Annotated in this window: 17 protein-coding genes; 14 read left to right on the top strand and 3 right to left on the bottom strand. The window is 72.1% G+C overall.

Annotation, left to right across the window (positions count from 1 at the left end; translation table 11 throughout):
- Positions 1-43: 43 nt before the first annotated feature.
- From CCO02nite_RS03410 to CCO02nite_RS03390, 5 genes are all read left to right on the top strand, one after another.
- Positions 44-1030: an ATP-binding cassette domain-containing protein gene (locus CCO02nite_RS03410; RefSeq protein WP_146841635.1), complete on the top strand. Its 987-nt coding sequence runs from the start codon at positions 44-46 to the stop codon at positions 1028-1030.
- Positions 1027-1860 (top strand): ABC transporter permease, encoded by an 834-nt coding sequence (locus CCO02nite_RS03405; protein WP_146841634.1) that lies wholly within the window; start codon positions 1027-1029, stop codon positions 1858-1860. The genes CCO02nite_RS03410 and CCO02nite_RS03405 overlap by 4 nt, the downstream gene beginning before the upstream one ends.
- Before the next feature lie 115 nt (positions 1861-1975).
- Positions 1976-2311: a CU044_2847 family protein gene (locus CCO02nite_RS03400; protein WP_146841633.1), complete on the top strand. Its 336-nt coding sequence runs from the start codon at positions 1976-1978 to the stop codon at positions 2309-2311.
- The gene (locus CCO02nite_RS03395; RefSeq protein WP_186812565.1) at positions 2308-4092 is read left to right on the top strand and encodes a trypsin-like peptidase domain-containing protein; all 1785 of its coding nucleotides are present in this window, start codon (positions 2308-2310) and stop codon (positions 4090-4092) included. The genes CCO02nite_RS03400 and CCO02nite_RS03395 overlap by 4 nt, the downstream gene beginning before the upstream one ends.
- Complete coding sequence (locus tag CCO02nite_RS03390) at positions 4089-7175, top strand: tetratricopeptide repeat protein (protein WP_146841631.1); 3087 nt, start codon at positions 4089-4091, stop codon at positions 7173-7175. The genes CCO02nite_RS03395 and CCO02nite_RS03390 overlap by 4 nt, the downstream gene beginning before the upstream one ends.
- Positions 7176-7194: 19 nt before the next feature.
- Here CCO02nite_RS03390 and CCO02nite_RS03385 read toward each other — a convergent pair whose 3' ends face one another.
- Both CCO02nite_RS03385 and CCO02nite_RS03380 read right to left on the bottom strand, forming a co-directional pair.
- Entirely contained in the window at positions 7195-10491 is a 3297-nt protein-coding gene (locus CCO02nite_RS03385) for an AfsR/SARP family transcriptional regulator (protein WP_246117315.1), read from the bottom strand.
- 116 nt (positions 10492-10607) lie between these two features.
- On the bottom strand, positions 10608-11015 hold the full coding sequence (locus tag CCO02nite_RS03380) for a DUF5684 domain-containing protein (RefSeq protein WP_146841630.1): 408 nt from the start codon (positions 11013-11015) through the stop codon (positions 10608-10610).
- 456 nt (positions 11016-11471) lie between these two features.
- On the opposite strand from CCO02nite_RS03380, the gene nrdH reads away from it, so the two are divergent.
- The 5 genes from nrdH to CCO02nite_RS03355 all read left to right on the top strand — a co-directional run bounded on the left by nrdH (position 11472) and on the right by CCO02nite_RS03355 (position 18114).
- Positions 11472-11720: a glutaredoxin-like protein NrdH gene (nrdH, locus tag CCO02nite_RS03375; RefSeq protein ID WP_146841629.1), complete on the top strand. Its 249-nt coding sequence runs from the start codon at positions 11472-11474 to the stop codon at positions 11718-11720.
- Between the two features lie 83 nt (positions 11721-11803).
- Positions 11804-12220, top strand: a complete 417-nt coding sequence (nrdI, locus tag CCO02nite_RS03370) for a class Ib ribonucleoside-diphosphate reductase assembly flavoprotein NrdI (RefSeq protein ID WP_146841628.1) — start codon at positions 11804-11806, stop codon at positions 12218-12220.
- Positions 12190-14337 carry a class 1b ribonucleoside-diphosphate reductase subunit alpha gene (gene nrdE / locus CCO02nite_RS03365; protein ID WP_146841627.1) on the top strand — a complete coding sequence of 716 codons (2148 nt, stop codon included), beginning with the start codon at positions 12190-12192 and terminating at the stop codon, positions 14335-14337. The genes nrdI and nrdE overlap by 31 nt, the downstream gene beginning before the upstream one ends.
- A gap of 162 nt (positions 14338-14499) precedes the next feature.
- Entirely contained in the window at positions 14500-15480 is a 981-nt protein-coding gene (gene nrdF / locus CCO02nite_RS03360; protein WP_146841626.1) for a class 1b ribonucleoside-diphosphate reductase subunit beta, read from the top strand.
- Between the two features lie 195 nt (positions 15481-15675).
- Positions 15676-18114: a lysylphosphatidylglycerol synthase transmembrane domain-containing protein gene (locus tag CCO02nite_RS03355; RefSeq protein ID WP_146841625.1), complete on the top strand. Its 2439-nt coding sequence runs from the start codon at positions 15676-15678 to the stop codon at positions 18112-18114.
- A gap of 14 nt (positions 18115-18128) precedes the next feature.
- Here CCO02nite_RS03355 and CCO02nite_RS03350 read toward each other — a convergent pair whose 3' ends face one another.
- Positions 18129-18695 (bottom strand): TetR/AcrR family transcriptional regulator, encoded by a 567-nt coding sequence (locus tag CCO02nite_RS03350; RefSeq protein ID WP_146841624.1) that lies wholly within the window; start codon positions 18693-18695, stop codon positions 18129-18131.
- Between the two features lie 48 nt (positions 18696-18743).
- On the opposite strand from CCO02nite_RS03350, the gene CCO02nite_RS03345 reads away from it, so the two are divergent.
- The 4 genes from CCO02nite_RS03345 (at position 18744) to CCO02nite_RS03330 (ending at position 25123) form a co-directional block, all read left to right on the top strand.
- Positions 18744-20384, top strand: coding sequence for an FAD-binding protein (locus tag CCO02nite_RS03345; protein ID WP_146841623.1), 1641 nt, complete (start codon positions 18744-18746; stop codon positions 20382-20384).
- Between the two features lie 96 nt (positions 20385-20480).
- Positions 20481-21485, top strand: coding sequence for a LacI family DNA-binding transcriptional regulator (locus CCO02nite_RS03340; RefSeq protein WP_146841622.1), 1005 nt, complete (start codon positions 20481-20483; stop codon positions 21483-21485).
- A gap of 210 nt (positions 21486-21695) precedes the next feature.
- Positions 21696-22958, top strand: coding sequence for a sugar ABC transporter substrate-binding protein (locus CCO02nite_RS03335; RefSeq protein ID WP_222593125.1), 1263 nt, complete (start codon positions 21696-21698; stop codon positions 22956-22958).
- A 110-nt stretch (positions 22959-23068) separates the two neighbouring features.
- On the top strand, positions 23069-25123 hold the full coding sequence (locus CCO02nite_RS03330; RefSeq protein WP_146841621.1) for a glycoside hydrolase family 31 protein: 2055 nt from the start codon (positions 23069-23071) through the stop codon (positions 25121-25123).
- Positions 25124-25137: the final 14 nt, after the last annotated feature.

Here is a 25137-nt window from a genome sequence, read left to right as displayed (position 1 = left end):
CGCATGTCGGCGCGGTGTCAGCGCTGCGGCCGAAGGTGGTCCCATGACCACATCAGACCTGGTGATCGAGGCCGAGGGCCTCGTCAAGAACTTCGGCACGACGAGGGCGCTGCAGGGCGTCGACCTCGTCGTCCCCCGGGGCACCGTGCTCGGTGTCCTCGGCCCCAACGGCGCCGGCAAGACCACCGCCGTGCGCATCCTGTCCACGCTGCTGCAGCCCGACGCCGGCACCGCGCGCATCAACGGCTTCGACGTCCAGCGCGACGCCGAACGCGTGCGGCACTCGATCGGCCTCACCGGCCAGTACGCCTCGGTCGACGAGGACCTCACGGGCCGCCAGAACCTCGTGCTGTTCGGCACGCTGCTCGAGCTGGGTCGCCGCGGCGCCCGCGCCCGGGCGGTCGAGCTGCTCGAGTGGTTCGACCTCACCGAGGCCGCCGACCGGCCGGCGAAGACCTACTCCGGCGGCATGCGACGTCGCCTCGACCTCGCCGCCTCGCTCGTCGGACGCCCGGACGTGATCTTCCTCGACGAGCCGACGACCGGCCTGGACCCCGCCAAGCGCGAGGACATGTGGGACGTCGTGCGCTCGCTCGTCACCGACGGCTCCACGGTGCTGCTCACGACGCAGTACCTCGAGGAGGCGGACGCGCTCGCGGACGAGATCACGGTCATCGACCACGGTCGAGTCATCGCGCACGACACCCCCGAGGGCCTCAAGCGCGTCGTCGGCGGCCAGACGCTCGAGGTCCGTCCGGCCGACCCGGCCCGGCTCGCCGAGACCGCGACGATCCTGTCGCAGGTCAGCACGGGTGGTGCGGCCGACGAGCTGCGCAAGGGCATGCTCGCGGTCCCCGTGGCCGACGACGCGGCGCTCGCGGCGACCGTCGCGCGCCTCGGCTCCGCGGGCATCGCGGTGACCGAGCTCTCCCTGCACCTGCCGAGCCTCGACGAGGTGTTCTTCACGCTCACCGGCCGCACGGCGTCCTCGGACGACGCGGCGCAGACCACGAAGGAGGTGGCGGCATGACCACGACCGCGACCCTGGACCGCCCGGCCACCGGCTCGGGCCCGCAGGTGAGGGCGGCGGCGCCGAGCCGTCCGTTCCCGCTGGTGCGGCACTCGCTGGCGCTCACCAAGCGCTCGCTCATCAAGACCTGGCGCACGCCCGAGGCGCTCATCGACGTCACGCTGCAGCCGATCATCTTCCTCGCGATCTTCGTGACGATCTTCGGCAACGCGGTGGCCGGCTCGACGAGCCAGTACCTGCAGTTCCTGCTGCCCGGGATCCTCGGCCAGACGATCGCGATGGGCGCGATCGCGATCGGCGTGAACCTCAACACCGACATCGAGAAGGGCATCTTCGACCGCTTCAAGTCGCTGCCCATCCCGCGCGTCGCGCCGCTGCTCGGCGCCGTCACGGGCGACATCGTGCGCTACGTGATCGTCACGGTCGTCACGCTGCTGACCGGCTACGCGATGGGCTTCCGGATCCAGACGAACGCGCTGCAGGCGACCGCCGGCTGCCTGCTGGCCGTGCTGTTCGCCGTGTGCCTGAGCTGGGTCAGCGTGTGGGTCGGCATGCTCGTGCGGACCTCGGGCGCCGTGCAGGGCGTGATGTTCCTCATCATCATGCCGCTGTCGTTCGGCTCGAACGTCTTCGTCGAGACCTCCGACCTGCCCGGCTGGATGCAGGGCTTCGTCGCGGTGAACCCGCTGACGCACCTCGTCGGCTCGATGCGGGGGCTGTTCCTCGGTACGCCGATGGGCAACCACGTGTGGTGGACGCTGGCGTGGTGCGTCGGCCTGGTCGCGGTGTTCATGCCGCTCGCGCTGCGCGCCTACCGCCGCAAGGTCTGACCACACCGCTCGACGACCGCTGGACGACCCGGTCGATCTCACCCGTGCCCCCACGGACCGCGCGAGAGTAGCGTGTCCGAAAGGTCGCAATCACCTCCGGAGGGGCGGGGTCGAGATGGACCGGGTCGTCACCGCGGAGCTCGAGGCCGGAGCTCCGCCAGTCAAGATCGAGGTCGTCGCCCGGGGAGGCGACCGCGAGCAGGACGTCTCCGCGCTCGGCGACGTCCTCGCGTTCAGCGACCTCACCGAGTCGGTGGGTCGTGTCGCGCGTGCCATGACGGACGCGCTGCGGCGTGCCCGGCCCGACGAGGCCGAGGTGACGTTCGGGCTCGACGTCGCGGTCGAGGCGGGGCGGCTGACGTCGCTCGTCGTGAAGGGCGGCGCCACGGCCACGTTCCAGGTCCGGCTCCTGTGGAAGAGCTCCGACCCGGTCGCGCCGGAACCGCAGTGAGCGACGAGCTCGCCGACCTCCTGCGGCAGGCCACCGTCAGGATCGACGTCGACAGCGAGGTCAGCGGGACGGGTTTCCTCGTCGCCCCTGGCAAGGTCCTGACCTGCCACCACGTCGTCAAGCGCGCGCTCGAGCGGCCGGGGGACCGGGCGATCATCGACGTGGTCGACCCGCGCACGGGTGAGTCGACCCGGCCGTTGAGCGCGCCGCTGCTCGACACGCGCAACGACCTCGCGCTGCTGACCGTCACGACGAGGGGGCACCAACCCGTCGCGTCGCTGGGGGACGTGCCGCGCATCGGTGACGACCTGTACACCTACGGCTACCCGCCGACCAAGGCCGAGGGCACCTCCGGGACCTACAGCTACGAGGGTCCGGAGGGTGGCCCCCCGCGACAGCTCAAGATCAAGGCGGGTCAGGTGCAGTCGGGCCTGAGCGGTGCGCCGCTGCTCGACCTGCGCACGGGCACCGTGGTCGGCGTGATCCGACGGTCGCGTGACGTCGAGTCGACCCTCGGTGGGCTGGCCGTCCCGGTCGAGGCGGCGTTCACCGCGTTCGACCGGCTCCGGTTCGAGAACTCCGACGCGCGCCGGGTGGACCGCCGCTGGCGGGACCGGATGACGGCGCAGCAGCGCGACACGCTCGCCGGGCTGGACCGGCTCCCGGCCGTCGGGTCGCGGACGCTGCTCGTCGACATCGGCCAGGTCGAGGAGCGCTGGACCGTCACGTTGTCCTCGCCGTCGCCGGACCTCGACTGGGCCGACGAGTTCCGCATCGACCTCAACACCCTGCGGCCGGACGTCGCGAAGCTGTTCCGGATGCTGAAGGCCACGAACCGGCTGACCCAGACGCAGCAGTCCCAGGTCGTCGGGGAGACGCTCGCGAAAGCCCTGTGGAACGACGAGGCGCGCGCGCGGTTGCGCGACCTGCTCACGCACGACGCGCAGGTGCTCGACGTCGCGCTGCACTTCCGCGACGACGTCGACGAGGACCTGCTCTACCTGCCGTGGGAGGCGCTGCACCTGCCCGGTAACGGGACCGGGGCGGCCGACCCCGCCGCGGTCTGGCTCGGTGCCGACCCGCGCACGACGCTGGTGCGGACCATGCGCGCCGTCGTCCCCGAGGCGCTGACGATCCCGGGGCCGACGCGGATCGCCGTCTTCCGGTCGCCCGGCGACCAGGAGGACCGCCTGCTGGGTCAGGCGGCCGACGACGTGGTGCGGCTCGCGAAGGCCGCAGGCCCCGTCACGCTGATGCCGTCGTCGGGCGACGAGCACGCGACCGCGCTCGCGCTGCGCGACGTGCTGCGGGCCGGCCCGACGATCCTGCACATGGTCGCCCGCGCCCGCGTCGAGAACTCGATCGACGTCGTCGACGTCGACGACTACCCGTGGAGCTCGCGCGTGAGCCTGCCGGTCGAGGAGCTGGCGGAGGCGTTCGCCGAGGCCGACGACCAACCCGCCCTCGTCGTGCTGCAGCCCGTGCGCGTCTCGGACACGGAGGTGCCCCCGGACCTCTCGGTGTTCGCCGCCACCCTGCTGGCGGCCGGCGTGCGCGCGGTGCTCGCGTTCCCGCTGCCGGTCGACGCCGACGCGGCGCGCGCCTTCTTCGAGGAGTTCTACCGCCGGGTCGGCGAGGGGTTGCCCGTGCACGTCGCGGTCCAGAAGGGCCGCCGGCTGCTGGCTCAGGGGCGTCGGCACTGGTCGTTCCCCGTGCTCGTCACCCTCGTACCGGGTGCGCTCGTGCTGGGCGGTGGGCCGCACGACAAGGTGGATACATGAGCGAGGCGACGGTGCCGGCGGCCGTCACGACGACGCTGCGCGGCGGCACGGAGGCGGTGGACGACGCGCTCGCGGTGTCCATCTCGACGTTGCTGGAGCGCGTCGGGGGCCTCGACGAGCTGCGTGAGCTCCGGCGGACGGCCGTCGGTCTGCAGGCCAGGCTCGACGAGCTCGTCGCGCGCTGCGACGCGGCGACAGAGGTCGAGTCGTCGCGGCGACGGTTCTCCGACGAAGGGCTCCGGACGACGGCCGACCGGATCCGCCGCATGCGCCTGCGCGACGCCCGACGGGCGGACGGCCTGCTCGTCGAGGAGTACGCCGACACCGCGGTGACGGCGGGGTTCGCGGTGGCGAGCGAGCTCGTGCGCACCGTGCGGGACGCGCTCGACGACGACCGCGCGGACGTCGAGCTCGCGGGCCGGGACGACGACCTGCTGGCGGTGCTCGGCGGCATCGCGCCGGCCATCGCCATGCACGACTGGCACGACGTGGTCGTGCGGTTCGAGTCGCTCCGCACCTGGCTGGCACCGAACGCACGACGAGGGACGCCGACGTCGGACGCGGGGGCCCAGCTCGCCGTGCTGTGCGCGTTCGCGCTGATGTTCCTCGAGCGCAACGAGGAGGCGGAGGCAGGGCTGGCCGCCTACCTCGACGAGCACCCGGGTCCGCGCGTGCGGTGCGAGCTCGCCGCCGCGCTGCTGTGGCGGGGCGCGGTCGAGGAGGCGGCGCGGCACGCGGCCGCCGTGGCGGAGGACGACGCCAACGGCGGCGACGGCGCGCTCGCGCTGGCCCTCGTGGCGGAGGCGCAGGGTGAGGTCGCGGCCGCCGCCGAGCTCTACCGGGACGCGTTCGCGCAGTGGGGCGTCCGGCGTCTCCTGTTCGCCGAACGCGTCAACCTGCGCCAGGAGAGCGGGCTGTACCTGCGTGAGCTCGCGGTCGCCCGGCTGCGGGCCGGTCTCGCGGCCGAGGCGCTCGGGGCCTGTGACGAGGCGTTGAGCCGCGGGGTCCGCGGTCCGGAGACCTATCCGGACGAACAGGTGCACCGGGTGCGCGCCGCCGCGTTGCGGGAGCTGGGCGCGTCGCGCGCGCTCCTCGACGAGGCCGAGCTCGAGGTCGCGAAGCGCGACGTGTGGGGCGGGCTCGGCGACGCCGAGCGGCTCGACGCGGCGATCGGCCTGCTGCGCGGGCTCCTGGACACCGAGCGACCGAACGCCCTGGCCGGCTGGTACCTCGCGGAGGCGCTGCGTCTGCGCGGCTGGGTCGGCGAGACCCGCCCCGACCTCGACGCTGCCGGCGCGGCGGAGGAGGCGTGGCAGTCGTGGACGACGCGGATGTCGGCGGACGGCACGTCACCGGGCACCGAGCACGCGTGGGTGTACTGGAGCGGCGCCAACATCGCCGAGGACCTCGACGCCGTCCGGCCCGCGGCCGAACCGCCCGAGGACCCGTTCGCGCTGCCGCCGGTCCCCGGCCTGCGGTGGCGTGCGCTCCAGCGCGCGGAGAAGGCGGCCCTGCTCGACCCGGGCGACGCGGCGACGTGGGCGACCCTGGCGCGTCTCCTGCACTCGGTCGGGCTCACGGTGGCCGCCCGGGACGCGCGCGGCCGCGCCCTGGAGCTCGACCCGACGCAGGGCGAGGCGAGCAACGAACGCTTCGTCGACCTCGTGCGGGCCCACCAGCCGGCCGAGGCGCTCGCCTACCTCGAGGGGCTCGGCGAGGAACCGCGCGGCGTCCAGATCCTGCTGCGCGCGTGGTGCCGCAAGGAGGTGGGAGAGCTGACGGGCGCGAGCGCGGACCTCGGTGCGGTGGATCCGGACGTGTGGGACCCCGCGATGGTGCTGGGCGTGCGCTGGGGGCTCCTCGTGCGGCAGGGGCGCTTCGAGGAGGCGCGGGCCGCGCTCGCCGAGCTCGCGGCCCTGGAACCGCTCGACCCCTACCGCGCGCTGCGCCGCGCCGAGGCGCTCGCGATCCTCGGGCGCTCGCAGGAGGTCGAACGCGACCTGCACCTGCTCGGGCTGCCGGACACCGCCGAGCGGCTCGCCACGCTGGTCCTCGCGGAGGCGACGCTCGGCCGGGACGCGGAGGCGCTCGCGCACGCCGCCGAGCTGCCGCAGCGGGCCGCCCACGCCGGCGAGCTGCTCGACGCCGCCGAGCTGTGGATCGACGCGCAGGCACTGCTCGCACAGGAGGCGGCGACCCGTTCCGTGGCCGAGACCCTTGAGCGCGCGCGGGCGCTCGTCTCCGGTGCGGGGGTCGAGCCGCCGGAGGACGACGCGCAGCTCGGACAGCTCGCCGAGCGCTACGGCGCGGACACCGACGCGCTGACCGCGCTGCTCGCGGTGCAGGCGCGGCTGTCCCGCGAGGCGGGGGCGTTCGAGCAGGCGGCGGACGCCTACCGCCTGCTCGTCGGAACCGCGTTCGACCCCGAGTCGTCGTACGCGCTGCACGAGGTGCTGCGCGGCCAGCTCGCCGCCGCGGTGGACGCGGGCCGGGCGACCGAGGCGCGCCTGCTGCACGAGCTGCTCGCGCGGGAGGACTGGTCGCCCTATCTGACGTCGGCGATGGCCGCGGCGACCGCGTACGACAACGCCGGCCGGCCGCTCGACGCGTTCGAGGCGCTCGCGGAGGCCGCCGAGCACCCGGACCCGTCGACCCGGGGGCAGGTCAACCTGTGGCTGGGCATGCGCGAGGCTGAGGAGTCGCCCGAGCGCGGCCTGGCGTGGCTGCGGGACGCCGCGCGCGCGGTCGAGTTCCTCGACGACCTCGAGCTCACCGCACGGATCGACGCGCGCCTCGGGGTGCTGCTCGTCGCCACCGGCGGTCCGTCCGACGAGATCGTCGGGTACCTCGCGAGCGCACTGCGGGCCTTCGCGGCAGGGGACGACGCGGCGTTCGCGCTCGAGTTCGAGGTCCGGCGCGCCGCGTCGTACGTCCCGGCCGCCGACAGCGAGCAGCTGCGGGAGGCGTACCTCGCCGCGTGCACCGCCGAGGGGATCGACCCCGCGCCGTGGGGCCTGACGCTCGACCCGTCGGCCGTCGAGCTGTCCGCCGTCGACCTGGACGGTTCGACCGAGCCGTCCTAGCGACCGTCCTGGCGACCGTCTACCGGCCGACGTCCGTGCCGAGCAGCTCGGCCATGCCCGCCTGGATCAGTGCGGACACCTCGGCGACGGTGAGCGACCGGAGCTCGGCGACGCGCTCGGTCGCGTCGACGAGCGTGTCGCCGAGCGACGGGACGGCGCCGAGCTCGAACGAGAGCGCGGCGAGGTTGGCGCCGAACCGCAGGCCGAGAGCCCACAGCTCGGTCGCCGCCGGGACGTCGCCACGCGACGCCGCGAGCTCGGCGCCGCCCAGCGCCCACGACCCGACGACGGGCATGTCGCTCATGCCCTCGACGTCCGCGCGGGCGCCGATCAGCAGGTTCCGCACCTCGGCGTCGGTCGCCGCGCGCACGTCGGCGGACTCGTCGACCGACGCCTGCAGCAGCAGCCCGCACGCGGCGACGGCGTAGACGACCCGCGCCTGCGGGACCGCCTGCCGCTCGTGCGACGCCCGCGCCGCCGCCTCGCGGGCGTCGGCACGGGCCAGCTCGGTGTCACCGTCGCGCAGCGCGACGCGTCCGAGGCCGATCAACGCCTGGATCGCGTCCAGCGGGTCGCCCTGGCCGGCGACGAGCTCGCGCAGCGCCTCGATCGCGTCGGGCTCGCCCAGGAGCGCCTGCTGCACGTCGAGCAGGACCCGCAGGCTGCGCGCGTCCTGCACGGCGCCGACGAGCTCGAGGTGGTGGACGCCGCGGCGCACCCACTCCGCGGCGCCCGGGTCGCCGCGCGACGCCGACCACTGTGCGACTCCCTGCGCGGCCATCCCCATGCCCCAGTGGTCGCCGACCTCCTCGAACACCCGGTAGGCCGCGCGGGCGTCCTCGGCCGACGACCCGGGGTTGCCGCCGTTCTCCCGGACCGCCGCTCTCAGGAAGAGCCCGAGCGCGCGCACGTACGCATCGGCGGACCGCGTCATCCTGTCCGCGGCCTCCTCGCTGAGCCGGTCGTCGAGCAGCGAGAGGTGGGGGAGCGCTGCGACGATCTCCCGGACGCGCGGGCTCACCTCGTCCGGCCGCTCGCTCTCGATGCGGCGCAGCACGCGCATGGCGAGCACGGCGAGCCGCAGGGCCGAGGCCACGCCGCCGTTGATCGCGGCGAACAGTGCGACGTACGCCGCGCTGTTCGCGTTCGGCAGGGGCCGCGGGCCCGTGCTCCCGCGGTAGAGCGCCGACCTGCGTCGCGCGGCCGGGTCGTGCGCCGCCAGGACACGTTCCGACCAGGCGATGACCTCGATGTGCAGGCCGCGCACGCTCCACGAGTGGAACAGGGCGACCGCGACGTCGATCGCGGCGGCCTCGTCGTCGTGCTCGAGCGCCCAGCGCAGCGCGGCGACGAACGTCTCCTGCTCGTCGGAGCACGTGGCGAACGCCTCGATCTGGTCGGGTCCGACGAAGTGCGCCTCCAGCCGCAGGCTCTCGGTCGCAGCCCACCGCGTCAACGCGTCCATCGACGCGGCGCGATCGCCCGCCGTGTCGAGCCGCGCGTCGCCGTACTCGCGCACGGTCTCGAGCATCCGGTAGCGCGCGACGGTGCCGGAGTCGTCGAGCGTCAGCAGGGACTGGTCGACGAGGATCGCCAGCCCGAGCCGCACCGCCGCCTCGGGCCGACCGGCGACGGCCGCGGCTGCGGGAGCCGTGAACGGCGCCGGGAACACTGCGAGCCGCTGCAGGAGGTCGCGCTCGTCGTCGTCGAGCAGGTCGCGGCTCCAGTCGACCAGGGTCCACAGGCTGGCGTGCCGCTCCGGCAGCCCGCGTAGCGCGCTGTCCAGGAGCTTGAAGCGGTTGTCGAGCCCCGCCAGGACGTCCGTGACCGGCATGGTGCGCAGCCGTGCCGCCGCGAGCTCGAGCGCGAGCGGCAGGTTGTCGAGGCGGTGGCACAGCTCGCGTGCGGCGTCGGGGTCCCACGCCAGGCCGGGCCGGCCGGCTCGCGCGCGGGCCTCCAGCAGGTCGAGCGCGTCGTCGTCCGGCAGCGCACGCAACAGGTGCACCTCCTCGCCGACCACGCCGAGTGCGGCTCGCGACGTCGCCAGCACGGCGACGTCGGGACCGACGACTGCCACGAGCTCGGCGACGACCTCGGCCGCCGCGGCGAGGACGTGCTCGCAGTTGTCGAGCACGACGACGCCCTCGAGGTCCTGCACGGCGGCACCGAGCCGCTCCGAGACCGACAGCACGCGCCGGACCGGCACGAGCTCGGGCCGGTTCGCGGCAGTCTCCGCGCCGCCGAGCGCTCCGACCACGGCGGGCAGCACCTCGTCGGGCGTTCGCAGACCGGCGAGCTCGACGACGACGGCGGGCCGTCCCTCGAGGGCGAGCCTGTGCACCACCTCGACGGCGAGCCGGGTCTTGCCCGCGCCGCCGGTCGCAACGATCGTCACCGCGGGTGCGTGGCGGAGCGCGTCGAGCACGGCGCCGACGTCGTCCTCACGCCCGACGAGGCTCGTCGGCGGGCGGCGCCACGACGGCGGCAGCGGAGGGGTCGGGCGCCGCGGGGCGACCGACGGGTCCGGGGGGTTCGCCGGCACCGGCTGCGGGGCAGGGGCGGAGACCTGCTCGACCACCTGCTCGTCGCGCTGACCATCACCCTGACCATCACCGGGGCGTGGTCCCAGCTCGCCGCGCAGCAGCGCGAGGTGCGCCTGCGCCACGACGGGCGACGGGTCGGTGCCGTACCGCTCCGCTAGCTCGCCGCGCAGGTGCTCGACGACCTCGAGCGCCTCGGCGTCGCGCCCCTGCGCGGCCAGGACGCGCACGAGCAGCGCCGCCGCCGGCTCGTCGGGTGGGGTGCGGGTCGCGAGCACCCGCAGGTCGGTCTCGTCGTAGGGACCGCCGAGCGCGAGCTGTGCGAGGGCGCGCAGCTCCGCGACGTCGCCGAGCAACCGCGCGGTCGTCGCAGCGTCGTCGCCGGGCACGGCCGGCAGCAGCGCGCGCGCCGCCTGCGCCGCGCTCAGCGCCCCGGCGGGGTCGCCGGCCCGCAGCGAACGGCGGGCCTGTTCGACGCCGGCGCGCGCGTCGACCTCGTCGACCCGCAGGTCGAGCGCGGGGTCGTCGAACGGCACGCGGTAACCGCCGGGTACCGCGTGCACGGGCAGACCGAGGCGCCGCGTGCGTGAGACGAGCGCCTGCACCGCGCCGGTCGCGTCCTCGGGCGGCTCGTCGTCCCACACGGCGTCGACGAGCGCGCCGACGGAGACCGCCCTGCCGCGTGCGGCGATCAGCTCGCGGACGATGGTCGCGAGACGCTCGCCGCGGACCGGGCGGCCGTCGAGCGCGAGCGAGCCGAGGGTGGTGATCCGCACGGGGCAAGCATCCCCCACGTGAAGGTGCACGGCAGCGGCCGCGCCGCTCGCCCGTCGTCGCGACGGGCGACGACGAACGTGGCGGTGACTATGCGGCGGTGACTACGCGGCGGTGACTATGCGAAGGCCGACCCGCGCGGGGCCGTGTAGCGGCTGGAGCCGAGCCACAGGACCCACAGGAAGATCACGGGCAGGAACAGGAGCCCGATCGCGAACCCGGCTCCGTGACCGAACGCCTCGGACAGCGAGACCCAGATCAGGATCGCGACGACGAGGTTGACGAGCGGGATCAGCAGGAGCACGAACCACCACAGCGGCTTGCCCGCGACCTTGAGCAGAACGAACGTGTTGAGGATCGGCACGAAGCCCATCCAGCCGGGCTGGCCGGCCTTCACGAACACGCCCATGATGCCGAGGCTGACGAGGAGGTAGCCCACCAGCCCCCCGACGAGCGCCGGACCGGGGTTGGGGTCGCTCGAGATCGGTGTCACGGAGGCGGCGAGGGCGGCCACGAGAGTCGTCATGCCCGCACCGTAGCGGTACGCGACCAGGGTGGGGGGAGGTTCTGTGGATGAACCTCGTCGGGGTCGTCCCGGGGGGTGCTGTGGACGTCCTTGGGGACCGACGGCGTGTCGCTGTGGACGGGCTGTGGGCCGGGTGTGGGCGGCCTCGCGGGCGGGGCCACCGATCGACGCGAAGGCACTGGCCAGGGGCGTGTCGGTGGTCGCAGGTACTGTGGACGAGTGGTACCGAGGGGTGAAAAACGACACGGATGTAACACAACACCTAGTGGTCAGTTGCGACGTGAGACACTAGGTGTAGTGTCTTCCTCACGCGATCGGCGGAGGCGCCGGGATGTTCGCCAGGAGCCCTCCGCGGGGCTCCCGGACGATCTCCGGGCCGGTTCCGAGGATCGTCAGGGGGTCGGTCAGACCCCTGCGCGCCACAGTTCTTTCATTGAGTCTCCGGGAGAGCCCACCATGACGATCACGGTCTACAGCAAGCCCGCGTGCGTGCAGTGCAACGCGACCTACCGTGCTCTCGACAAGCTGGACGCGGAGTACACGGTCGTGGACATCTCCGAGGACGCGGACGCCCGCGACTACGTGATGTCGCTGGGCCACCTGCAGGCGCCCGTCGTCATCGTCGACGGCGAGCACTGGTCGGGCTACCGGCCGGACCGCATCAAGGCCCTGGCCGAGCGTCTCGCGACGGTCACCGTCGCCTGACGTCTGAGGCGTCAGCCCGGCCGCCGCGCGCACCTGTCGCGGCCGGCCACCAGCACCACCGTCCGAGTCTGAGGGGGACCGCGATGAATTCGCTCGTCTACTTCTCGTCGGCCTCGAACAACACGCACCGGTTCGTGGAGAAGCTGGGCCTGCCGGCCCGGCGGATCCCGCTGCGGCCCGCCGACCCGTTCCTGCGGGTCGACGAGCCGTACGTGCTCGTCGTCCCGACCTACGGGGGCGGGAACGAGGGCGGCGCGGTGCCGCGGCAGGTGATCAGGTTCCTCAACGACGAGGGCAACCGCGCCCTCATCCGGGGCGTGATCGCCGCCGGCAACACCAACTTCGGCGAGGCGTACTGCATCGCGGGGAGCATCATCGCGGCCAAGTGCCACGTGCCCTACCTGTACGGCTTCGAACTCATGGGAACCACTGAGGACGTGCGACACGTCCGCGAGGGATTGGAACGGTTTTGGCAGCGACAGTCACTGATTTCCGCGTAGACACGTCGGGGCTCGACTACCACGCCCTCAACGCGATGCTCAACCTGTACGGCCCGAACGGGGAGATCCAGTTCGACAAGGACCGTGAGGCGGCGCGCGCGTACTTCCTGCAGCACGTCAACCAGAACACGGTCTTCTTCCACAACCTCGACGAGAAGCTGGACTACCTCGTCGAGAACAAGTACTACGACCCGGCCGTGCTCGCGCAGTACGACCGCGCGTTCGTCAAGTCGCTGTACGACTACGCGTACTCGAAGAAGTTCCGGTTCCAGACGTTCCTGGGCGCGTTCAAGTACTACACGTCGTACACGCTCAAGACGTTCGACGGGAAGCGCTACCTCGAGCGGTTCGAGGACCGCGTCTGCATGGTGGCCCTGAGCCTGGCCGAGGGCGACGAGGACTTCGCGACGTCGCTCGTCGACGAGATCATCGCGGGCCGGTTCCAGCCCGCGACCCCCACGTTCCTCAACCTCGGCAAGGCGCAGCGCGGCGAGCCGGTCAGCTGCTTCCTGCTGAGGATCGAGGACAACATGGAGTCGATCGCGCGGGGGATCAACTCCGCGCTGCAGCTCTCCAAGCGCGGCGGCGGCGTCGCGCTGCTCCTGTCCAACGTCCGCGAGCACGGTGCGCCGATCAAGCACATCGAGAACCAGAGCTCGGGCGTCATCCCCGTGATGAAGCTGCTCGAGGACTCGTTCTCGTACGCCAACCAGCTCGGCGCGCGTCAGGGCGCCGGCGCCGTCTACCTGCACGCGCACCACCCGGACATCTACCGGTTCCTCGACACCAAGCGCGAGAACGCCGACGAGAAGATCCGCATCAAGACGCTCTCCCTGGGCGTCGTGATCCCGGACATCACGTTCGAGCTCGCGAAGAAGAACGAGCCGATGTACCTGTTCTCGCCGTACGACGTCGAGCGGGTCTACGGCGTGCCGTTCGCGGACATCAACGTGACCGAGAAGTACCACGAGATGGTCGACGACGCACGGATCCGCAAGACGAAGATCAGCGCACGCGAGTTCTTCCAGACGCTCGCGGAGCTCCAGTTCGAGTCGGGCTACCCGTACGTCATGTTCGAGGACACGGTGAACCGGGCCAACCCGATCGAGGGCAAGATCACGCACTCGAACCTGTGCTCGGAGATCCTGCAGGTCTCGACGCCGTCGACGTACAACGAGGACCTGTCCTACGACCACGTCGGCCGGGACATCTCCTGCAACCTCGGCTCGATGAACATCGCGCTGTCGATGGACTCGCCGGACTTCGGCAAGTCCGTCGAGACGGCGATCCGCGCGCTGACGGCCGTCTCCGACCAGACGGACATCGAGTCGGTGCCGTCGATCAAGCGGGCCAACCGTGGTGGGCACGCCATCGGCCTCGGCCAGATGAACCTGCACGGGTACCTCGCCCGCGAGCGGATCTTCTACGGCTCCGACGAGGGCCTCGACTTCACGAACATCTACTTCTACACGGTGGCCTACCACGCGATCCGGGCGTCGAACCTGCTGGCGCAGGAGCGCAAGCAGGCGTTCTACGGCTTCGAGCGCTCGAAGTACGCCACGGGCGAGTACTTCGAGAAGTACACCGAGCGCGAGTGGGCCCCCCGGACCGAGCGTGTCCGCGAGCTGTTCGCGAACGCAGGCGTCCACATCCCCACGCAGGACGACTGGCGCGCGCTGTCGGCCGCGGTCCAGGAGCACGGTCTGTACAACCAGAACCTGCAGGCCGTCCCGCCGACCGGCTCGATCTCCTACATCAACCACTCGACGAGCTCGATCCACCCGATCGCGTCGAAGATCGAGATCCGCAAGGAAGGCAAGATCGGCCGCGTCTACTACCCGGCGCCGTTCATGACGAACGACAACCTCGAGTACTACCAGGACGCGTACGAGATCGGCTTCGAGAAGGTCATCGACACCTACGCCGAGGCCACGCAGCACGTGGACCAGGGCCTGTCGCTGACCCTCTTCTTCAAGGACACGGCCACCACGCGGGACCTGAACAAGGCCCAGATCTACGCCTGGCGCAAGGGCATCAAGACCATCTACTACATCCGCCTCCGCCAGCTCGCGCTCGAAGGAACCGCCGTGGAGGGCTGCGTCAGCTGCATGTTGTGACGCCCGCGGGGCGGAGGTGGCGCGACCTCTGCCCGGCGCCCCTGCGGGGCGCTTGACGCCCACCACACCGGAGGTCGCGCCACCTCCACCCCGCTCTGCGGGAGCCCCGCCGCCGACGGTGGGGCGTAACGACGTCGAACGACTGTGAAGAGGACGAGGCAGATGACTCCCACCGGGAAGCTGAAGTTGATCGATCGCGTGCAGGCGATCAACTGGAACCGGCTCGAGGACGAGAAGGACGCCGAGGTCTGGGACCGGCTCGTCGGCAACTTCTGGCTGCCGGAGAAGGTGCCGGTGTCCAACGACATCCAGTCGTGGGCGACGCTGACCGAGCAGGAGAAGACGCTGACGATGCGCGTCTTCACGGGGCTCACGCTGCTGGACACCATCCAGGGCACGGTCGGGGCGGTCAGCCTCATCCCGGACGCCATCACGCCGCACGAGGAGGCGGTGTACACCAACATCGCCTTCATGGAGTCGGTGCACGCCAAGTCGTACTCGTCGATCTTCTCGACGCTGTGCTCCACCAAGGAGATCGACGAGGCGTTCCGCTGGTCGGAGGAGAACCCGAACCTGCAGCGCAAGGCCGAGATCGTCATGCAGTACTACAAGGGCGACTCGCCGCTGAAGCGCAAGGTCGCGAGCACGCTGCTCGAGTCGTTCCTCTTCTACTCGGGCTTCTACCTGCCCATGTACTGGTCGAGCCGCGCCAAGCTCACCAACACGGCCGACCTGATCCGCCTGATCATCCGTGACGAGGCGGTGCACGGGTACTACATCGGCTACAAGTTCCAGAAGGGCCTGGAGAAGCTCTCGGCCCAGGAGCGCTCGGACCTCAAGGACTACACGTTCGAGCTGCTCTTCGAGCTGTACGACAACGAGGTGGAGTACACGCAGGACCTCTACGACGGCGTCGGGCTGACCGAGGACGTCAAGAAGTTCCTGCGCTACAACGCCAACAAGGCGCTCATGAACCTGGGCTACGAGGCGCTGTTCCCCAAGGACGAGACCGACGTGAACCCCGCGATCCTCTCGGCGCTGAGCCCCAACGCCGACGAGAACCATGACTTCTTCTCGGGTTCCGGGTCGTCCTACGTGATCGGCAAGGCCGTCAACACCGAGGACGAGGACTGGGACTTCTGACGGGAGCCCGACGAGGCGCAGGGCCGGCGTGACGCGACTGCGCGCGGGTGCTGGTCCGTAGGTTCGTCGTGCACGGGATCTGCGCGTCGGACGGACTTGGTGCCCCCGGCGCACCGCGCGCCAGTAGCCTCGTCGCGGACCGGTGTACTGCCGGGCGATGCCGGCGCGGGGTCCGGCGAGGTGGTGGGAGGCCCGATGGCGGTCAAGTGGGCCCGATCGGGCAGCGGTAGCGGTATGCGCGTGTGGTCGTCGGCGCCCGACGCGTCACGGCTGCGCCGCCCGACGGACGTCATCCTGCTGGTCGCGGCGCTCGTCGTGCTCGGCGTGCTGAGCCTGGCGGCTCCCGGACCGACGGGGGCGGACACCTCCTTCGAGACCTTCCTCGCGTGGCTCGAGCCGGTGTTCGGCTGGTTGTGGTCGGCCGCGTACGCACTGCTCGCGATCTGGGCGGTCGGCGTGGTGCTCCTCGCCGCGTTCACCCGCGGCCGCCGGCGTGTGCTGGTCGACCTCGCCGTCGCGGCGGTGCTGGCCTTCGCCCTCGCGGTGGGGGTCGGTGCGCTGGTGGGCACCGACGCGTCGCAGAGCGTCGCCGCGCTGCTGTCGTCGGGTCCGCCCGTCGTCTACGTGCCGACACGCGTCGCGGTCCTGACGGCGGTGCTCGCGACCGCGTCCTCGCACCTGGCCCGCCCCTGGCGGTTCGCGGGGCGGTTCGTCGTCGCGCTCGGGGCGCTCGCCGCGATCGGCCTGGGGACGACGAACCTGCTCGGGGCACTCGCCGCGATAGCGATCGGCGTCGCGGCCGCGGCGATCACGCACCTGCTGCTGGGCTCGCCCCCGGGGTGGCTGACCGTCGAGCAGGTGACGGTCGCGCTCGACGACCTCGGCGTGCCTGCCGTGGACGTCCGGCCGCTGCCGAGCGCGCAGGCCGGCACGGCGCGGTTCGTCGCCCGTGCCGCGGACGGCGCCGAGCTGCTCGTCAAGGTCTACGGCCGCGACGCGTGGGACAGCCAGGTCGTCGGCTCGGTGTGGACCGCGCTCACGGTCCGCGGCGAGCGCGCGCGGATCGGTAGCAGCCGGCGCTCACGGGTCGAGCACGAGGCGCTCCAGACGCTGCTCGCGGCCAGGGCAGGCGTGCCGACCCTCGAGATCGTCGCCGTGGGGGTCGCCGAACAGGGTGACGCGCTGCTCGTGACGAGCGCGCCCGGCATCTCGCTCGACGAGCGCCGCGCCGCGGGCGAGACCCTGGACGACGATGCGCTCGCCGAGCTGTGGAGGATGGTCGTCGGGCTCGGCGCCGCGGGCATCGCGCACGGCGAGGTCGACGGTGCGCGACTGGTCGTCCGTGGCGACGGGACCGCGACGCTGATGGACTTCGACGCCGCGGAGTCGTCGGCGCCGGAGTCCGACCGGTGCACGGACCGTGCGCGGCTGCTCGTGGCGACCGCCGTGGCCGTCGGGCCGGAGCGGGCCGTCGCCGCGGCGCTCGCGGCCCTCGGAGCCGACGGGCTCGCGCAGACGATCCCGTACCTGCAGCCCGCGGCCGTCGGGCGCAGGCTGCGCGTCGACGTGCGCACGCAGAGCTGGTCGATCGACGAGCTGCGCGCGGCCGCGGCGACCGCCGCGGGCATCGAGGAGCCGCCGCTCGAGCGGCTGCGCCGCGTGACGCCGCGCTCGATCGGGATGCTCGCGCTGGTCACGGTCTTCGCGTACCTGCTGGTCACGGCGCTCTCGGGGATCGACTTCGCGAGCGTGGCCGACGCGCTGCGGTCCGCGCAGTGGCCGTGGCTGCTCGCCGCGCTCCTGGTCTCGCCGATCATCCAGCTCTCGTCCGCGGGGGCGACGCTCGGCTCGACGACCGCACGGCTGCGGTACTTCCCGGTGCTCATGCTGCAGTACGCGATCCAGTTCATCGCGCTGGTGCTGCCGGCGTCGGCGGCGCGGCTCGCGCTGGAGGTGCGGTTCTTCCAGCGGTTCGGGATCCCTGCGGCCACGGCGGTGTCGTTCGGCGTCATCGACAGCGTGAGCGGCTTCGTCGTGCAGATCGCGCTGATGCTCCTGATCGTCGTCGGCGGCCTGCCCGGGTTCACGTCGGGGCTCTCGCTCGGCTCAGACTCCGGTTCCGACGGGTCGAGCACGTCGCTGCTCGTCGTCCTGGTCGGGCTCATGGTGCTCACCGCGGCGATCTGCCTGCTGGTCCCGCGGCTGCGCCGGCGCCTCACCGCGCGGCTCCCCGAGCTGCGGGCCGCGCTCGCCACGCACGGGGAGTCGGCGCGGTCGGCGTTCGGCGTGCTGCGCCGGCCCGGCAAGGTCGCCGCGATGCTGGGCGGCAACTTCGGCGTGCAGATGCTGCAGGCCGGAGTGCTGGCCCTCTGCCTGAGCGCCTTCGGCGAGTCCGCGCACTTCTCGCAGCTCGTCCTCATCAACACGGCCGTGAGCCTGTTCTCGGGGCTCATGCCGGTTCCGGGTGGGATGGGCGTGGCCGAGGCCGGGTTCACGTGGGGGCTGCAGGCCATCGGCATCCCGGGCCCGATCGCCGTGTCGACCGCCATCACGTTCCGGCTCGCGACCTTCTACCTGCCGCCCATCTGGGGCGCTCCGGCGATGGGCTGGCTGCGCCGCCACGAGTGCGTCTGACGGCGCTCGGGCCCTCAGCGCAGGACGGCGGGTAGCAGTTCGCGGGCTGCTTCGAGCGCGGCGCGCACCTGTGCGCGGTCGTCGTCGGCGACGGTCACGACCACACCGAAGCACATCCGCCACGCGAGCAGCACGGTCTCGACGGTCAGGTAGGCGTCAACCTCGCCGGTGTCGTGACCTGCGCAGATCGCCCGCCCGACGAGGGTGCGCAGCCGCTCGTCGCCGTCGTACGCCGGCAGTGTCCGGCGCGCGTCGATGACCATCTCGACGAACGCCGCCTCGTCGACGGTGAGGTCGAGCAGGAGCTGCCACACGTGCGCGAACACGCCAGGCCCGGACGCGGCGGCCGCCGCCTCGAGCTCGGCGAAGTTGTCCTCGAAGACGGCGAAGGCGAGGTCGAACCTCGTCGGGAAGTGCCGGTAGAGCACACCCTGGCCCACGCCCGCCTCGCGCGCGACGGCGCTGAGCGGGACGCGGAAGCCCTGCTCGGCGAAGAGGCGACGGGCGGCGGCGAGGACGGCCCGGCGGTTGTCGGCGGCCGCGGCGGGGCCTCGGTTGATGCGTCCTGGAGCGAGAGGCATGCTGAGAGCCTAGCGATCCGGACACTGTTGTCCGGTTAGGAGGGCACGATGCCGCAGACCTTCGACCACGAGTACGACGTCGTCGTGGTGGGCACGGGCGGGGCCGGGTTCGCCACCGCGATCGGCGCGCTCGACGAGGGCCGCTCGGTCCTGCTGATCGAGAGCACCGACAAGTGGGGCGGCAGCACCGCGATGTCCGGCGGCGGTCTCTGGCTCCCGGACAACCCGCTGATGGCGCGCGACGGCGCCGCGGACTCGCGCGACGAGGCGCTCACCTACATGGAGGCGACGATCGGCGACGAGGGCCGCGCCACGAGCCGGGCCCGCAAGGAGGCGTTCGTCGACGGCGTCGAGGACTTCGTCACCACGGCCGAGAAGTTCGGCATGGTGTTCGCCCGCGCGACGGACTACCCCGACTACTACCCCGAGCTGCCGGGCGGGAAGATCGGCCGCGCGATCGAGGTCGAACCGCTGGACTCCAAGGTGCTCGGCGGTCTGTGGGAGACGCTGCGCGGTGCGGTCCCGCTGCCGGCCAAGACCGACGACGTGTGGCTGCTCGGGCGCGCATGGTCGACGCCCGGTGGCTTCGTGCGCGGTGCGCAGTTCGTCTTCCGCGCGCTCGGCGGTGCGGTGACCGGCAAGCGTCTGGTCGGCATCGGGAACGCGCTCGCGACGGCGTTCGGGCAGGCCGTGCTCGTGCAGCACCACGTGCCGCTGTGGCTCGAGAGCCCGCTCGAGGACCTCGTGGTCGAGGACGGCCGGGTCGTCGGCGTGCAGGTCCGGCGCGACGGCCGGACCGTGACCGTCGGCGCGCGGCTCGGCGTCATGCTGGCGGCGGGTGGCTTCGAGGCGAACAAGGCCAAGCGGCTGGAGCTGCAGGGCGTCGAGGGGTACCCGTCCGGCAACCCCGGCAACCTCGGCGTGCCGATCGAGATCGCGCAGCGGCACGGCGCGGCGCTCGAGCTCATGGACGACGCGTGGTGGGGCGCCTCGGTCGCGCCCGTCGACGGCGGCTCGCCGGGCTTCCTCGTCTCAGAACGCTCGATGCCGTTCACGCTCATGGTGGACGCGCGCGGCGCGCGGTTCGCGAACGAGTCCGAGTCCTACGTGGACCTCGGGCACCACATGCTCGAGCACGACGGCGGGCAGGGTCCGTACTGGCTCGTCGCGGATGCGCGCAACGCCCGGCGCTACCTGCGCACCTTCGCGATGGACCCGCGCGTGAACAAGCAGATGCGTGGGGCCGGGATCGCGCTGAAGTCCGGCACGCTCGCGGGCCTGGCCGACGAGATGGGCGTGGACCCGACGGCCTTCCGCGCCACGATCGAGCGGTTCAACGGGTTCGCGCGGGCCGGCGTGGACGGCGACTTCGGCCGCGGCAACTCGGCCTACGACCGGTACTACGGCGACCCGACGATCCGCCCGAACCCCAACCTGGCCCCGATCGAGAAGGGCCCGTTCACGGCGATCAAGGTGGTACTCGGTGACCTGGGCACCAAGGGCGGCGTGCTCACCGACGAGGACGGGCGAGCGCTGCGCGAGGACGGATCCGTCATCGAGGGTCTGTACGCCGCGGGCAACTGCTCCGCGTCGGTGATGGGCCGCACCTATCCCGGGCCGGGTTCGACCATCGGCCCCGCGGCGGTGTTCGGTCTGCGGGCCGCACGTCGCATGTCGTCGGCCGGGTAACACCCGAGCGGGCCGGCGTGGGGGTGCCTTTCCCGGGATCGGCTGGCGTACCGGTACGCTGGGCGGACCACGCGGTAGTCGAAACGGGGAGGTCCTGTGGCAACGATCGGCGACGTCGCCAGCGAGGCAGGAGTAGCGCGCAGCACCGTCTCCGCGGTGCTGACCGGCCGCAAGTTCGTGCAGCCCGAGACGCGTGCCCGCGTCGAGGCCGCGATCGCCAAGCTCGACTACTCGGTGAACTCCGGCGCCCGCGCGCTCGCGACTCGTCGGACGATGAACCTCGGGCTCGTCGTCAGCTTCCACGGGCTGGAGTTCAGCCCCGCGCTCGCGACGTACATCTTCGCGATCACCGATGCGGCGCGGGAGCACGGCTACGGCGTCCTGCTGCTGACGCAGCCCGACGGGGTCGCCGCGGTCCGGCACGCGATCGCGACCCGTGAGGTGGACGGACTCATCCTGATGAGCGTCACGGAGGACGACCCGCGGATCGAGGCGATCGCGGCGGCCGGCTTCCCGGCCGTGCTGATCGGCATGCCCGAGGAGGCGCGTGGACTGGACGCCGTCGACCTCGACTTCGCGGGTGCTGCGCGCAAGCTCGTCAAGCGTCTGGCGGACGCCGGCCACGACCGGATCACCTTCGTGACCTGGCCTGATGACGTGTACGAGTCCCGGCGGACCTTCGCCCTGCGGTTCCGTGACGCGGCGCTGGAGGCGGCCGCCCGGCTCGGCGTCGAGCTCCACGTGGTGCCCTGCTCGGCGGAGCCGGACGAGGCCCTCGGTGCCCTCCGGGAGATCCTCCGCGACGACGAGGCACCGCGCGCCCTCCTGGTGCACAACGATGCCGCGGTCGCCTTCCTCCCCCTGGTGATGCACGAGCTCGGCCTGCAGGTGCCGGCGGACCACTCGGTCGTCTCGCTCTACTCGTCCGAGCTCGGCAGGCTGTACGCGTTGCCGTACACCGCCGTCGAGTCCGAGCCCGAGCACGTGGCCACGCTCGCCGTCGAGGCGCTCGTGCGCCGTCTCGCCGGATCGGGCGCCCCGAACGGTGCGGCGACGCTGGTCGCGGCGCTGCTCACCGAGCGGAGCAGCGTGGCCGAGTAGGCCCCTGCACGGGGCGCCGTCGAGCGCCCGCGCCAGGCGGCGCGCCGGGTCGCGTCGCCCGCGTTATCAAACTGTGACCTATCCAGCGAATCGGTTCGCTTGACGTACCCGCATCCGCGTAGCATGCTGAGCGAAGCGGTTCGCTGCGTTCGGATGGGCGGCGGACGCCAAGCGGTCCAGTGCGAACTCGACGACGAGAAGGGCAAGGCGATGACGAAGCAGAACCTGCGAGTGGCGGGGATCGGCCTGGCGATGGTGACGGGTCTGGCCCTGACGGCGTGCTCCGGGGGCAGCACGCCGAACCCCGGCGAGACCGGTGCGGCCTCGGAAGGCACCACCACCGCCGAGATCACGTTCTGGGACCCCTACCCGCAGCACCAGTCCGGCTCGGACTGGGACAACGTCGTGAAGGCGTGCGCGCCCGAGGGTTCGACGATCACCCGGTCGAGCGCCCCGCAGACCGACCTGTTCAACCAGCTGACGACCGCCGTCAAGGAGGGCAACGCGCCCGACGTCGTGCTGCTGGACAACCCGATGATGCCCGAGGCGGCGTTGTCGAGCCTGCTCGCGACCGCGGAGCAGGCGGGCATCGACACGACCGGCATCGACGAGAACCTGCTCGGCCCCGGCATCGTCGACGGCGTCACGTACGGCGTCCCGATGGGATCGAACGCGCTCGGCCTCTACTACAACGCCGACATCCTGGAGGCCGCCGGGGTGGACCCCGCGTCGATCACGAGCTGGGATGCGCTCAACTCCGCGATCGAGCAGGTCGTCGCGACCGGAAGCAAGGGCATCACCTTCTCCGGCATCGCCGGCGAGGAGGGCGTGTTCCAGTTCCAGCCCTGGTTCTGGGGCGCCGGCGCCGACCTGTCCGCGCTCGACTCGCCCGAGGCGATCAGCGCCGGTCAGCTCGTGTCGGACTGGATCGGGAACGGCTACGCGCCGAAGTCGGCGCTGACGGACAACCAGTCGGCGTCGTGGGACCTGTTCCTGACCGGCGAGTACGGCTTCGCGGAGAACGGCTCGTGGTTCGCCGCCGCGGCCGCCGCGAACGAGGGCTTCGAGGTCGGCATGGTGCCGATCCCGGGCAAGGACTCCGGCCTGGCCCCGGTGCCGACGGGCGGCGAGTTCGCCGTGGCGCCGCTGCAGTCGAAGGACGCCTCGGACCACTACGCGAACGCGTCCGCGGTGATCGGCTGCCTCATCGGCGGTGAGAACGCCATGCAGACCAGCGAGACGCTCGGCTACCTGTCCGCCAAGCCGGACGTGCGCGCCGAGCAGGTCGCGGCGAACGACCAGTGGACCCCGTGGGCGCCGATCGTCGAGGGCGCACAGGGCCGCACGACGGAGCTCGGCGCCGACTACCCGGCCGTCTCCGCGCAGCTCTCGGAGGCGCTCCAGGGCGCGCTGAACGCGGCCGGTGACGCCGCGGGCGTCGAGGACGCGTTCAGGACCGCGGCCGGCAGCTGAACGCGGTGCGGTGGGGGGCGCACCGACGCGCGCCCCACCGCACCGGCGACCGATGGTCGCGAGCGTGCGCGCCCCGACCGAACCGACCTGATCAGGAGGGACCGACAATCATGACCGCGAGTGCATTCGAGGCTCGGACCGACGGCGTCCGGTGGCGGGGCGACGGTGAGACCATCCTCGTCCAGGCGTGGGGGCCGAACGCCCTGCGCGTCCGGGCGACGAGAGCCGGCCAGATCGCCGACACGGAGTACGCCCTGCTCCCGTCGGGCCTGCGGGACGCACAGGTGCGCGTCGAGGACGGCCGTGCGGTCGTGACCAACGGCTCGATCACCGCGGTCCTGCACGCTCGGACGGCCTTCGACATCCAGGTCGGCTACCGCGTCCCCACCTCCACGATCGAGTTCCGCGACGAAGCCGGGAACGTGCTGCTCAAGGAGCAGGACACCGGTGGCTCGCTCAAGCTCCGCGCCCGTGGGTACCGGCCGATCATCGGCGGGGACCACCAGCTGACGGCCTCGTTCGAGGCGAACCCCGGCGAGAAGCTCTACGGGATGGGTCAGTACCAGCAGGACATCCTCGACATCAAGGGGTGCTCGTTCGAGCTCGCCCACCGCAACTCCCAGGCAAGCATCCCGTTCGTGCTCTCGAGCCGTGGCTACGGCTTCCTGTGGCACAACCCCGCGATCGGTCGCGCGACGTTCGCCGCCAACCGCACCGAGTGGCACGCCGAGTCGTCGGTCCAGCTCGACTACTGGATCACCGCCGGTGCGACGCCCGCCGCCATCACCGCCTCGTACGCGGACGCGACGGGGCACGCGCCGATGATGCCCGAGTACGGACTCGGGTACTGGCAGTGCAAGCTCCGCTACTGGAACCAGGAGCAGCTCCTCGACGTCGCACGGGAGCACAAGCGCCGAGGCCTGCCGATGGACGTCATCGTGGCGGACTTCTTCCACTGGCCGAAGATGGGTGACTTCCGGTTCGACGCGGAGTTCTGGCCCGATCCGGCGGCGATGGTCGCCGAGCTGAACGACCTCGGGATCGAGCTCATGGTCTCCGTGTGGCCGCAGATCTCGATCGAGTCGGAGAACTTCGACGAGTACAAGCGCCGCAACGCCCTCGTGCGGACCGAACGCGGGCTCGACATCCAGATGGCCTTCGAGGGTCCGAGCGTCTTCCTCGACGCGACGAACCCCGAGGCCCGCGCCCTCACGTGGGAGCTGTGCCGGAAGAACTACTACGACCTCGGCGTCCGGCTGTTCTGGCTCGACGAGGCCGAGCCGGAGTACAGCGAGTACCACTTCGACAACTACCGGTACCACGACGGGTCGAACCTGCAGGTCGGCAACCTGTACCCGCAGGCGTACGCCCGCGCGTTCTACGAGGGCCAGACCGCAGCGGGTCAGGGCGACGTCGTGAACCTGCTGCGGTGCGCGTGGGCCGGGAGCCAGCGCTACGGCGCGCTCGTGTGGTCCGGCGACATCCACTCGACGTACGAGGACTTCCGGCGCCAGATCACGGCCGGGATCCACATGGGTGTCGCGGGGATCCCCTGGTTCACGACCGACATCGGTGGCTTCCACGACGGCAACATCGAGGACCCGGACTTCCGGGACCTGCTCGTGCGGTGGTTCCAGTTCGGCGCCTTCTGCCCGGTCATGCGGATGCACGGCGACCGGAAGCCGACCGAGCGGGTCACGGCGAGCGACGGATCGCGTCGGCTCGAGAGCGGTGCACCGAACGAGCTCTGGAGCTTCGGCGAGGACGTCTACGAGATCCTCGCCGACTACGTGCACCTGCGCGAGGAGCTGCGGCCCTACTCGCGTGAGCTCATGCGGGACGCGCACGAGAACGGGCAGCCCGTGATGCGCGGCATGTTCCACGAGTTCCCCGCCGACCCGGTGTGCTGGGACCTCGGCGACCAGTACATGTACGGACCCGACCTCCTGGTCGCCCCCGTGCTCGAACCGCACGCCACCGCGCGCAGCGTGTACCTGCCGGATGGCGCACTCTGGACGAACCTGACGACCGGTGAGGTCCACGACGGCGGGCGGTGGCTCGACGTCGAGGCACCGCTCGCCACCATTCCCGTCTTCGCGCGGGACGACCGCCACCACGGGCTGCTCGGCCTGGTCGGCGCCCGGCGCACGTCGAAGGAAGGGTGACTGCAGTGGCACTC

The organism is Cellulomonas composti (genome assembly GCF_007990245.1).
In the GTDB taxonomy this organism is placed as follows: Bacteria; Actinomycetota; Actinomycetes; order Actinomycetales; family Cellulomonadaceae; genus Cellulomonas; species Cellulomonas composti.
This window is presented reverse-complemented; position numbering and strand designations above follow the sequence as displayed.